Source organism: Mycolicibacter sinensis (assembly GCF_001673565.1).
Classification (GTDB): domain Bacteria; phylum Actinomycetota; class Actinomycetes; order Mycobacteriales; family Mycobacteriaceae; genus Mycobacterium; species Mycobacterium sinense_C.
Map to the genome: position 1 here is coordinate 1 of NZ_LZMF01000065.1, position 11044 is coordinate 11044.

Here is an 11044-nt window from a genome sequence, read left to right on the forward strand (position 1 = left end):
ATCACCGCCACGGTGCGCACCTCGGGCCGCATGGTGGCCTGATGCTCCAGGCCGGCCGGAATCCAGGCCGCCTGCTGCGGGGGTAGCAGATAGTGCGCCGCGGCCGTCTCGACTTCAACCACGCCGCCGACCGCGTACTCGATCTGGTGCATGTCGTGGGAGTGCCATCCGGTGATCAGCTGCCGGCCTTCGTAGAGATAGCTGCCGGCCTTGGCGCGGCCGCCCCGGCGCAGATCGATGTTGGCCGGTTCGGCAAACTCTGTGGCCGATCGCGCGGAGACGGTCATGATTATCCAGGGTACTAGTAGAGGCATGAACATCGACGACTTGATCCTGGTCAGCATCGACGACCACGTGGTGGAGCCGCCCGACATGTTCCTGCGCCACGTCCCGGCCAAGTATAAGGCGGAGGCGCCGATCGTCGTCACCGACGACAAGGGCGTCGACCAGTGGATGTACCAGGGCCGGCCGCAGGGGGTCAGCGGGCTCAACGCCGTGGTGTCCTGGCCGGCCGAGGAGTGGGGCCGCGACCCCGCCGGTTTCGCCGAGATGCGCCCCGGCGTCTACGACGTGCACGAGCGGGTCCGGGACATGAGCCGCAACGGCATTCTGGCCTCGATGTGCTTCCCGACCTTCACCGGCTTCTCCGCGCGGCACCTCAACATGACCCGTGAGGACGTCACGTTGGTGATGGTGTCGGCCTACAACGACTGGCACATCGACGAGTGGGCGGGCTCCTATCCGGGCCGGTTCATCCCGATCGCGATCCTGCCGACCTGGAATCCCGAAGCGATGTGCGCCGAGATCCGCCGGGTGGCCGCCAAGGGCTGCCGGGCGGTCACCATGCCCGAACTGCCGCACTTGGAAGGACTGCCCAGCTACCACGACGACGAGTACTGGGGTCCGGTGTTCACCACGCTCTCAGAGGAGAACGTGGTGATGTGTTTGCACATCGGCACCGGCTTTGGGGCGATCAGCATGGCTCCCAACGCCCCGATCGACAACCTGATCATCCTGGCGACCCAGATCTCGGCGATGTGCGCCCAGGATCTGTTGTGGGGTCCGGCGATGCGCAACTACCCGGATCTGAAGTTCGCGTTCTCCGAGGGCGGTATCGGCTGGATCCCGTTCTACCTGGACCGCAGCGACCGGCACTACACCAACCAGAAGTGGTTGCGCCGTGACTTCGGTGACAAGCTGCCGTCGGAGGTGTTCCGCGAGCACTCGCTGGCCTGCTACGTCACCGACAAGACCTCGCTGAAGCTGCGCCACGAGATCGGCATCGACATCATCGCCTGGGAGTGCGACTATCCGCACTCGGACTGCTTCTGGCCGGATGCCCCCGAGCAGGTGCTCGCCGAGTTGGAGGCCGCCGGCGCCGATGACGCCGACATCAACAAGATCACCTGGGAGAACTCCTGCCGCTTCTTCGGCTGGGACCCGTTCGCTCAGACGCCGCGAGAGCAGGCGACGGTGGGGGCCTTGCGGGCCACCGCGACCGACGTGGACACCTCGATCCGGTCGCGGGCCGAGTGGGCGCGCCGGTATGCGGAGAATCAGCTGGCAAAGGCGTAGCCCTTGTCTACGTCGAATACTCGACGTATCGTTCGAAAGTATGACGGCGGGACTGGGCAAGTACGGGCCGTGGGCGCTGATCGCCGGCGCCTCCGATGGCGTGGGCGCCGCGTTCGCCGAAGCTTTGGCCGCCGGTGGCCTCAATGTCGTGCTGGTAGCGCGCCGGCAGCGGCTGCTCGACGAGGTCGCCGCCGGCATCGCAGAGCGGCACCGAGTGCAAACCCTAGCGTTGGCAGTCGATCTCGTTGAGCCGGAGGCGGCGCGCACACTGCTTCAGGCAGTCGAGGGCTTGGCCGTCGGCTTTCTGGTCTACTGCGCCGGCGCCGACCCCGACTTCAAACCCTTTCTGGACAACACGATTACGGCGGCCGAGGCGATGGTGCAGCGCAACTGCGTCGTACCGGTGCAGCTTTGCCATGCTCTCGCGCAACCGATGGTTCAGCGCGGTGCGGGCGCCATCGTGATCGTGGGCTCGGGTGCCGGGTTGGTCGGCGGACCCAACATGGTGGCCTACGGCGCGTCCAAAGCCTTCGACATGGTGTTCGCCGAGGCGCTGTGGAGCGAGCTGCAGCACACCGGCGTCGACGTGATCGGCCTGATCCTCGGTAAGACCGACACCCCGGCGCTGCGCCGGCTGGAGTACGAACGCGGCCAGATCACGTCGACAGACCAGGTACCGGCCGGGGCCGAGCCCGCCGAACAGGCGGTGGCCGCAGCGCTGGACAACCTGACCAACGGGCCCACGGTGTACGCCGGCGATCAGATCACCGGTGCGGCGCAGCTGCTGGCCTCCCTCGGCCGCAACGAGGCGGCCGCCTTCATGGCGCAGGCGATCAACGCCGCAATGGGCAAGTGAGGCAGGAGGAGTCATGCCGAAGGTGTCGGTGATCACCGGTGGCGCGGGCGGCATCGGTTCGGCCACGGCGAAGATCGTCGGGCGGGATCACGCGGTGGTGCTCGGTGATGTGCGGCAAGACCGGTTGGAGGCCGCGGCCGCCGCACTGAAGGACGTCGAGGTCACCGTCGTCAACTGTGACGTCACCGAGCGGGACGCCGTCGCGCGGCTCTTCGACACCGCGGCCGGGATCGGACCGATCGCTTCGGTGATCCACACCGCGGGCGTCAGCCCGAGCATGGGCGACGCCGACTATGTCATGCGCACCAATGCTCTCGGGACGCTCAACGTCAACGAGGTCTTCTACGGCGCGGCCGGCGAAGAATCGGTGATCGTCAATGTGGCATCGATGGCCGCGTACCTGTTGCCGGAGCAGCTGATCCCGGCCGTACACTTCCCGCTGGCGCTGACGGATCATCACGCCTTCATGGCTGCCATGGCAGGCGTGTGCGACCCGATTCCGAACGAGGCGCGCTCCGGCTTCGCGTACGCGGTGAGCAAGGCGTTCGTCCGGTGGTACAGCAGTTCGCAGGCCGAACGGTTCAACGGCCGCGGGCTGCGCATCGTCTCGGTCTCGCCGGGCTCGACCGACACCGAGATGGGCCGGCTGGAGGAGCAGGCCGGTGCCGGGGCGCTGGTCGTCGACGCCGCCGTGCCACGGTGGGGCAAGCCCGAAGAGATGGCGGCATTGTTGGCATTCTGCGCGAGCGACGCGGCGGGCTACCTCACCGGCACCGACATCCTCAACGACGGCGGAGTGGTCGCCTCGGTGCGCGAGCGCGCCCGACTGGCTGCCGGAAATGCTTGATATGACTGCGGATACCGGCGAGCCGGGCACTCCCGTTTCTTCGCCCCCGACCGAGCGCGTGATCAGGATCCTGGAACTGTTGGCGTCCGATCCCGAACGCAGCTTCTCGCTGTCGGAGATCGCCCGGCTGCTGCATATCAGTCACGGCACCTGCCATGCGATCGTCACCACCTTGGCGGCCCGGCAGTGGATCGTGCGCGACCGGCGTTCGGGCGGTTACTCGTGGGGGCCCGCGCTCGCCGCGCTGACCCGGCCGGTCAACAGGCAGGCGTTCCGCCCGGAGTTGCAGCGGCTCTCCGACGCGGTCGGCATGCAGGTCGTCCTGGGCGCCCGCCAAGGGCCGACGGTGGTGGTGACCGACACCGTCGGCGAATCACTGGCGGCACCGCTGGTCAGCGTCGGGTTCCGGATGCCGATAGTGGCCCCGTTCTGCCGGGAGTTCGTCGCCGAGGCCGGCGAGCAGGTCAAACGGGAGTGGCTGGGCGGATTGGGCGCCCCCTCACCGCGCCTGCGCCGGCGGCTGAGCGCGGTGCTCGACGAAGTGCGCAGCCGCGGCTACGCGATCGAGCGGATGAGCCGCGAGTATGTCCGGGTCTATTCGGCGCTGCAAGCACTGGCCGCCGAGGGAGAGCCCGACGAGATCACCGCGCGGCTGGCCAGCGCCTTCGCCGATCTGACCGTGGTGGACTATCTGCCCGGTGAGCTCGACAGCGCCGAGCACCGGGTCGCCAATGTGGCCGCCCCGATCCACGACCCCGACGGCACGGTCACCATGTCGGTGGGGGCGTCCCCGTTCGCGACGATGACTCCGGCCGAGGTCAGCGATCTCGGCGCGGCCGTGCGGGAGACCGCGACACGCATCGAATCATTGTGGGCGGCAAGGAAGGATCCGGCATGACTGACCAGGCGGCCGCGAAAGCCGACATCACCGAGGTCCTGCTGCGGTATGCGACCGCGATCGACACCAAGGATTGGGAGCTGTTTCGGACCTGCTTCACCGACGACGTCGACGCCGACTACGGCGAGATCGGCCACTGGCCCGACGTCGACTCCATCACCGCGTTCATGGCGACGGTGCATGAGGCGATGAGCGACACCAAGCACATGCTGCACAACATGGCCATCGATGTGAGCGACGCCGGTCATGCCACCGCGGTGACCTACGTGCACACCGTGCAGGCCCTGGCCGCCGATCCCCAGCAGTGGGTGGATGCGGTCGGACAATACCGCGACGAGCTGGTGCTGACACCGGACGGCTGGCGCATCGCGCGGCGGTGTTTCACCCAGACGCGAATGTTGAGCAGCTTCGATCTCCGTGCCGCTCAATCGGGTTGAGACGCATGGTGCAGAAGAAGTTGGTGATCGGGGCCAGCGGATTTCTCGGCTCCCACGTCACCCGGCAACTCGTCGCCGCCGGCGAAGACGTCCGTGTGCTGATCCGCGCCACCAGTTCGACGCGCGGCATCGACGGCCTCGACGTCGAGATCCGGCACGGCGACATCTTCGACGAGGACGCGGTGCGCTCGGCGATGAGTGGATGCGACGTCGTCTACTACTGCGTGGTGGATGCGCGGGCCTGGCTGCGAGACCCGACACCGCTGTATCGCACCAATGTGGAGGGCCTGCGGCATGTCCTGGATGTGGCCGTCGATGCCGGCCTGCAGCGGTTCGTGTTCACCAGTTCGATCGGGACCATCGGGCGCGTCGAGCACGGTTTGGCCGACGAGCGCACCGCCCACAACTGGCTTGAGGCGGGCGGCGATTACATCCGCAGCCGGGTGCAGGCGGAAAACCTGGTGCTGGCCTACCACCGGGACAGGGGGCTGCCCGCGGTGGCGATGTGTGTCGCCAACACCTATGGGTCCGGCGACTGGCAGCCCACCCCGCACGGCGGACTGGTCGCCGCTGCCGTCCGCGGCAAGCTGCCCTTCTACATCTCCGGTGCGCAAGCCGAGGTCGTCGGCATCGATGACGCGGCCCGCGCCCTGATCCTGGTCGGGGAACGCGGCCGTCCCGGCGAACGCTACATCGTCTCCGAACGGTTCATGAGCGCCCGCGACATCTATCACGCTGCTTGTAGCGCAGTCGATGTCGCGCCGCCCAAGTACGGCGTGCCGCTCGCGGTGATGTCGGCCTTGGGACGGGTCTCGCAGTTCGTTGCCCGCCTGCGCCGCCGGGACACGGCGCTGACCGTGCTGTCGATGCGGCTGCTGCACATCATGTCGCCGATGAGTCACGACAAGGCCGTCCGGGAACTGGGCTGGGCGCCCAAGCCGACCACTGGCGCCTTGGCCGAAGCCGCCGTCTTCTTCCGTAGCAGACGGCGCACGACGAAGCTGGAGAGCTCGTGAGCGTGGCACTGACCCTCGAACAGCGCGAACTCGGCGAGTCGCTGCGGCGGTTCGCCGCCCGGCACGCCCCGATCGCCGACACCCGCAAGGCCTTCGACGCGCTGGCGGCCGGTGAGCTACCCACGTGGTGGGATGAGCTGGTACTGCACGGGTTTCACGCCATCCATCTGCCCGAGCCGGCCGGCGGCCAAGGTGGCGGCCTGCTCGACGCCGCCTGCGTTCTGGAAGCCGCCGGGAAGGTGTGCCTTCCGGGGCCGCTGCTGTCCACAGTCACCGCAGGTGCGGTCGGACTGCTCGCTGAGGCGACGTCGGCCCGGGAGGCGCTGCTGGGCGGGCTCGCTGCCGGCGCGCCGGCGACGGTGGTCCTACCGCAGCACGCGAAGCTCACCGCACATCCGGTTGATGGCGGGTGGCTCATTGACGGTGCCTGCGAACTGATCTCGGGTGCCTGCTCGGCGCGGCTCGCGCTGGTCTGCGCTGACCGCTCCGACGGCACGGCGATCTGGCTGGCCGTCGACCTGTCGCGGCCGGAGGCCACCGTCGCCCCGGTCGCCGGCACCGATCTGCTCACCGACCTGGGCGCCATCACCCTTACCGGCTACCCAGCGAGCGCGGCCGACGTCTTGAGCGGTATCGACCCCGGTCGCGCCGAATGGCTCACGGTCGGGTTGGCCGCGGCGGTGTCGGCCGGAATCGCCGGATGGTGCGTCGAGGCGGCCACTGCACATCTGCGCACCCGCGAACAGTTCGGCAAACCGATCGGTACCTTCCAGGCGCTGCAACACCGGGCGGCGATGCTACTGGTGAACAGCGAACTGGCCAGCGCCGCCGCCTGGGACGCCGTCCGCGCGGCCACCGACACCCGCGACCAGCATCAGATGGCCGCCGCCGCCGCGGTGGTGGCGGCGATCACCCCGTGCCCGGATGCCGTCCTGGACACGCTGACGATGTTCGGCGCCATCGGATTCACCTGGGAGCACGACCTGCACCTGTACTGGCGTCGTGCCACCAGCGTCGCCGCTTCGGTCGGGGCCGCCACCGGGTGGGCACGGCGCCTCGGCGAGCTGACGACCACGCAGCAGCGCGATTTCACCGTCGATCTCGGCGGTGCCGAAGCCGAGTTCCGGGCCGACATCGCCGCGACGCTCGATGCCGCCACTGCACTGTGCAACGACGGGCCTGGACGCCAAGGCGACTACCCACACTTCGAAACCGGCCCGCAGCGTAGCTTGATCGCACAAGCCGGACTCATCGCCCCGCAGTGGCCGCCGCCGTCGGGCGTCAACGCCACCCCGTTGCAGCAGCTGATCATCGCCGAGGAGTTCGCCAAAAGGCCTGACTTGGTGCGGCCGTCGCTGGGCATCGCCGAATGGATCCTGCCGTCGCTGCTGCAGGCGGCGCCCGAGGCGCTGCAACAGCGGCTGATCCCGCCGACGCAGCGCGGGGAGCTCGCCTGGTGTCAGCTCTTCAGCGAGCCCGGAGCCGGATCCGATCTGGCCTCGTTGACCACCCGCGCGGTCAAGGTCGACGGCGGTTGGCGCATCAACGGCCACAAGATCTGGACATCGTGTGCTCAACGTGCCGACTACGGAGCACTGCTGGCCCGCACCGATCCTGCTGCGGCCAAACACCGCGGCATCGGCTACTTCATCGTGGACATGCGCTCGCCAGGCATCGAGGTCCAGCCGATCGTGCAGGCCACCGGCGCGGCCGAGTTCAGCGAGGTCTTCCTCACCGACGTCTTCGTTCCCGACGACATGTTGCTCGGTGAGCCCACCGGAGGCTGGCAGCTGGCCATCGCCACCATGGCCGAAGAGCGTTCGGCCATCAGCGGATACGTGCAGAACGATCGGGCCATCGCATTGCGGCGCATCGCTGCCGGTCACGGTGAGCAACGTGACGACGCGGTGCGGGCACTGGGCGAGCTGGACGCCTACACGAATGCGATCAAGGCGCTCGGGGTGCGCGAGACCATCCGGCTACTGGACGGCCAGGGCCTCGGGGCGGCATCGAGCATCGCCAAGGTGGCGATGAACCTTTTACTGCGCCGCACATTCCAGTCCACCCTGGCCACCGCCGGGCGCCTGGCGATGGCCGCCGACTCCGACCCGGCCGTCGTCGAACCGTATCTGCTGTCGCCCGCCGAGTTGATCGGCGGCGGCACCAACGAGATTCAGCTGAACGTCATCGCACAGATGATCCTGGGCCTTCCCCGCAAGTGACCGCATTCAGACAGAGGACAGCACATGGGACTACGTGGAGAGGCCGCGATCGTCGGCTACGTCGAGCTGCCGCCGGAGCGGATGAACAAGGCGGCCCCGGCCCCGTTCACGCTCGAGCAATGGGCCGAGTTGAGTGCGGCCGCCCTGGCCGACGCGGGCCTGCCCGGCGAACTCGTCAACGGAATCGTCACCTCGCACCTGGGCGAGTCGGCGATCTTCGTTCCCTCGACCATCGCTGAATACCTCGGGATTCCCGCCCGATTCGCTGAGATCGTCGACCTGGGCGGTGCCAGCGCTGCCGCCATGGTGTGGCGGGCGGCGGCGGCGATCGAGCTGGGAATCTGCGATGTGGTGCTGTGCGCGCTGCCGGCCCGCTACATCACCCCGATGTCGGAGAAGAAGCCGAGGCCGCTGGTCGACGCGATGTTCTTCGGCTCGTCGAGCAACCAATACGGCTCGCCTCAAGCGGAATTCGAAATCCCCTACGGCAACCTCGGCCAGAACGGCCCCTACGGGCAGGTGGCCACCCGCTACGGCGCGGTCTACGGCTACGACGAGCGGGCCATGGCCAAGATCGTCGTCGACCAACGCGTCAACGCCAACCACACCGACGGCGCCATCTGGCGCGACACGCCGCTGACGGTGGATGAGGTGCTGGCCAGCCCGGTGATCGCCGACCCGCTGCACATGCTGGAGATCGTGATGCCCTGCGTCGGCGGGGCCGCCGTGGTGATCGCGTCGGCCGACATCGCCAAACGCGCCCGCAATCGCCCGGTGTGGATCAAAGGGTTCGGTGAGCACGTGCCGTTCAAGACCCCGACCTACGCCGCGGACCTGCTGGCCACCCCGATCGCCGAGGCCGCCGATACCGCCTTCGCGATGACGGATCTGACCCGCGCGGACATGGACATGGTCTCCATCTACGACTGCTACACGATCACGGTGCTGCTCTCGCTGGAAGACGCCGGATTCTGCGAAAAAGGCAAAGGCATGCAGTTCATCACCGATCACGACCTGACCTTCCGCGGCGACTTCCCGCTCAACACCGCCGGCGGCCAACTCGGGTTCGGGCAGGCCGGCCTGGCCGGCGGCATGCACCACGTCTGCGACGCCGCCCGCCAGATCATGGGCCGCGCCGGCTCAGCGCAGGTGACCGATTGCAATCGGGCCTTCGTCTCCGGCAACGGCGGGATCCTGTCCGAACAGACCACCCTCATTCTGGAAGGGGATTGAGCGCCGATGACCACCTTCGAACGCCCGATGCCGGTCAAAACGCCGACCACCGCACCTTTTTGGGACGCCCTGGCCGAACACCGCATCGTCATCCAGTACTCGCCGTCGGCGGGGAGCTATGTCTTCTACCCGCGGGTACGGGCGCCGCGCACCCTGGCTGACGACCTGGAATGGCGGGAGATCTCCGGGATGGGCACGCTGTACTCCTTTACGGTGGCCCGTCGGCCGGTCGGCCTGCACTTCGCCGACGCCGTGCCGCAACTGTTGGCGATCGTCGAATGGGATGAGGGGCCACGGTTCTCCACCGAACTGGTCAATGTCGACCCCGACGACCTGGTGGTCGGCATGCGGGTCAAGCCGGTGTTCTGTGATTACCCCGACCACGATGTGACGATGCTGCGCTACGAACCCGTGCCGGAGGTGGGTTGATGGCTGACGATGCTGCGGTGCTGCTGGAGATCGAGGCGATCAAACGGCTCAAGTCGCGCTACTGCCGCTACTTGGACACCAAGGACTGGGGGGCCTGGCGCGCCTTGTTCACCGACGACTTCGTCAGCGATACCGCGCAGGCCGGCGGGAAAGTCATCAGCGGCGCCGACGATTTCGTGGCCTTCACCCGCAAGAGCCTGCGCTCCCAGGCCACCGTCCATCAGGTGCATGCGCCCGATATCGAGCTGACCTCGCCGACGACAGCCAAAGGAGTGTGGGCCCTGGAAGACGTGGTGCGCTTCGGCCCCGGCGTGAACCTGCGCGGGTACGGCCACTACACCGAGACCTACGAAAAGATCGACGGCCAGTGGCGGATCAACACCTCGACGCTGACCCGGCTGCGTGAGGACGTGTTCAACGGGTTGGTGGCGGTGTATGTCTCGCCGCGTATCCGTGCGGTGGTCGGCCGAGTGGCCAAGCGGCTGACGAGCTAAGTGCTCAGGCGCCCGCTGCCACCGGCGGCTTGGTGGCCTCCGGATCCGGGTTTGCGATCGGCAGCCCCATGAACCGGCGGGCGTTGTCGCCCATGAAGTCATAGGTGCGCCGAACACACATGTCCTCGGCGTAGCGCCAGAATCCCTTCGGCTCGGCCAGGCCCTCGGGGTGCGGGTAGTCCGATCCGAACAGCACCTTGTCCCAGCCGACCGTTTCGACGACATCGGAGATACAACCCTCCCAGAACGGGCTGACCCAAATGTTGCGCCGGAACACCTCATGCGGGTGCTCGGGGAAGTTCTGCGGCATCTTCTTGTACAGGTCGCCGAAGTCATGAAACAGCGGCGCGATCCATGAGCTGCCGTTCTCCACGCTGGCGATGCGCAGCTTGGGAAAGCGGGTCAAGGTGCCGTGGCAGATCAGGGCGGTGATCATGTCGGCGATCTCCCGGTGCCCCAGCACCATCCAGCGGAAGGCGCTCTGCGCCATGAAATTCTGGGTGTAAGGCGGCTCCCACCGGCCGACGTAGTCGTCGAGCGGCGGGAAGCTGGCATGCAGCACGATGGGCAGGCCGGCGGCTTCCACGTCACGCCAGAACGGATCGAACTCCGGCAGCGCCGGTGACCGCCAGCCGTGAACACCGTTGACCGGCCCGGGTTTGATCAACGCAACAGCGGCACCGTGGGACAGGATGTACTCCAGCTCACGCTGGGCGCCGTCGACCTCGGAGAGGTTGATGATCGGCGTGGAGAACACCCGGCCGTCGTAGTTGTAGCTCCAGTGCTCGGCCATCCACTGATTCAGCGCGTGAATGATGGCGAGGGTGAGCTCCGGGTCATCAGCGGAGGAGTGTTCCACCAGGCTGGCCAGCGTCGGGTAGTTCAGCGCCTCCAGCACTCCCTGGCGGTTTAGTTCTTGCACCCGATCGGCGGGATTGCGGGTGGCTGCCGGCGCCTCGATGGCAGCCCCCTGCATCTCGCGCAGGGTCAGGCCCTCGGTGTTCTCGCCGGCGAAGAACTTCTCGTGCGCACCGGGC

At 67.7% G+C, this 11044-nt stretch carries 12 protein-coding genes; 10 read left to right on the forward strand and 2 right to left on the reverse strand.

Annotation, left to right across the window (positions count from 1 at the left end):
• Positions 1–287, reverse strand: a 287-nt coding sequence (locus A5648_RS10360; protein WP_207511649.1) for an AraC family ligand binding domain-containing protein, incomplete at its 3' end; no start/stop codon positions are given.
• A gap of 25 nt (positions 288–312) precedes the next feature.
• Here A5648_RS10360 and A5648_RS10365 point away from each other — a divergent pair.
• From A5648_RS10365 to A5648_RS10410, 10 genes are read left to right on the forward strand one after another with little or no spacing between them, the layout of a single operon-like run.
• Positions 313–1575, forward strand: coding sequence for an amidohydrolase family protein (locus tag A5648_RS10365; RefSeq protein ID WP_064855815.1), 1263 nt, complete (start codon positions 313–315; stop codon positions 1573–1575).
• Positions 1576–1615: 40 nt separating this feature from the next.
• Entirely contained in the window at positions 1616–2431 is an 816-nt protein-coding gene (locus tag A5648_RS10370; protein WP_065024466.1) for an SDR family NAD(P)-dependent oxidoreductase, read from the forward strand.
• A gap of 13 nt (positions 2432–2444) precedes the next feature.
• Complete coding sequence (locus tag A5648_RS10375) at positions 2445–3278, forward strand: SDR family oxidoreductase (RefSeq protein ID WP_065024467.1); 834 nt, start codon at positions 2445–2447, stop codon at positions 3276–3278.
• Position 3279: 1 nt separating this feature from the next.
• The gene (locus tag A5648_RS10380) at positions 3280–4176 is read left to right on the forward strand and encodes an IclR family transcriptional regulator (RefSeq protein ID WP_082966420.1); all 897 of its coding nucleotides are present in this window, start codon (positions 3280–3282) and stop codon (positions 4174–4176) included.
• A complete protein-coding gene (locus A5648_RS10385; RefSeq protein WP_065024475.1) occupies positions 4173–4613 on the forward strand; it encodes a nuclear transport factor 2 family protein in 441 nt (146 codons plus the stop codon). Before A5648_RS10380 ends, A5648_RS10385 begins: the two co-directional genes overlap by 4 nt.
• 5 nt (positions 4614–4618) lie before the next feature.
• Positions 4619–5629, forward strand: coding sequence for an NAD-dependent epimerase/dehydratase family protein (locus tag A5648_RS10390; RefSeq protein WP_065024469.1), 1011 nt, complete (start codon positions 4619–4621; stop codon positions 5627–5629).
• Complete coding sequence (locus tag A5648_RS10395) at positions 5626–7851, forward strand: acyl-CoA dehydrogenase (RefSeq protein ID WP_065024470.1); 2226 nt, start codon at positions 5626–5628, stop codon at positions 7849–7851. Before A5648_RS10390 ends, A5648_RS10395 begins: the two co-directional genes overlap by 4 nt.
• A gap of 24 nt (positions 7852–7875) precedes the next feature.
• Positions 7876–9084 (forward strand): thiolase family protein, encoded by a 1209-nt coding sequence (locus tag A5648_RS10400; protein WP_065024471.1) that lies wholly within the window; start codon positions 7876–7878, stop codon positions 9082–9084.
• A gap of 6 nt (positions 9085–9090) precedes the next feature.
• Positions 9091–9513 (forward strand): Zn-ribbon domain-containing OB-fold protein, encoded by a 423-nt coding sequence (locus A5648_RS10405; protein WP_065024472.1) that lies wholly within the window; start codon positions 9091–9093, stop codon positions 9511–9513.
• Positions 9513–10007: a nuclear transport factor 2 family protein gene (locus A5648_RS10410; protein WP_065024473.1), complete on the forward strand. Its 495-nt coding sequence runs from the start codon at positions 9513–9515 to the stop codon at positions 10005–10007. The genes A5648_RS10405 and A5648_RS10410 overlap by 1 nt, the downstream gene beginning before the upstream one ends.
• Positions 10008–10011: 4 nt before the next feature.
• Here the strand turns inward: A5648_RS10410 and A5648_RS10415 are convergent.
• On the reverse strand, positions 10012–11044 hold a 1033-nt coding region (locus A5648_RS10415; protein WP_065024474.1), incomplete at its 5' end, for an amidohydrolase family protein.

Excerpts from the sequence above, each read along its gene's own strand:
- A5648_RS10400 (WP_065024471.1), top strand. The coding sequence starts at position 7,876 with ATGGGACTACGTGGAGAGGCCGCGATCGTCGGCTACGTCGAGCTGCCG.
- A5648_RS10370 (WP_065024466.1), top strand. The coding sequence starts at position 1,616 with ATGACGGCGGGACTGGGCAAGTACGGGCCGTGGGCGCTGATCGCCGGC.
- A5648_RS10390 (WP_065024469.1), top strand. The coding sequence starts at position 4,619 with ATGGTGCAGAAGAAGTTGGTGATCGGGGCCAGCGGATTTCTCGGCTCC.
- A5648_RS10375 (WP_065024467.1), top strand. The coding sequence starts at position 2,445 with ATGCCGAAGGTGTCGGTGATCACCGGTGGCGCGGGCGGCATCGGTTCG.
- A5648_RS10405 (WP_065024472.1), top strand. The coding sequence starts at position 9,091 with ATGACCACCTTCGAACGCCCGATGCCGGTCAAAACGCCGACCACCGCA.
- A5648_RS10410 (WP_065024473.1), top strand. The coding sequence starts at position 9,513 with ATGGCTGACGATGCTGCGGTGCTGCTGGAGATCGAGGCGATCAAACGG.
- A5648_RS10380 (WP_082966420.1), top strand. The coding sequence starts at position 3,280 with ATGACTGCGGATACCGGCGAGCCGGGCACTCCCGTTTCTTCGCCCCCG.
- A5648_RS10365 (WP_064855815.1), top strand. The coding sequence starts at position 313 with ATGAACATCGACGACTTGATCCTGGTCAGCATCGACGACCACGTGGTG.
- A5648_RS10385 (WP_065024475.1), top strand. The coding sequence starts at position 4,173 with ATGACTGACCAGGCGGCCGCGAAAGCCGACATCACCGAGGTCCTGCTG.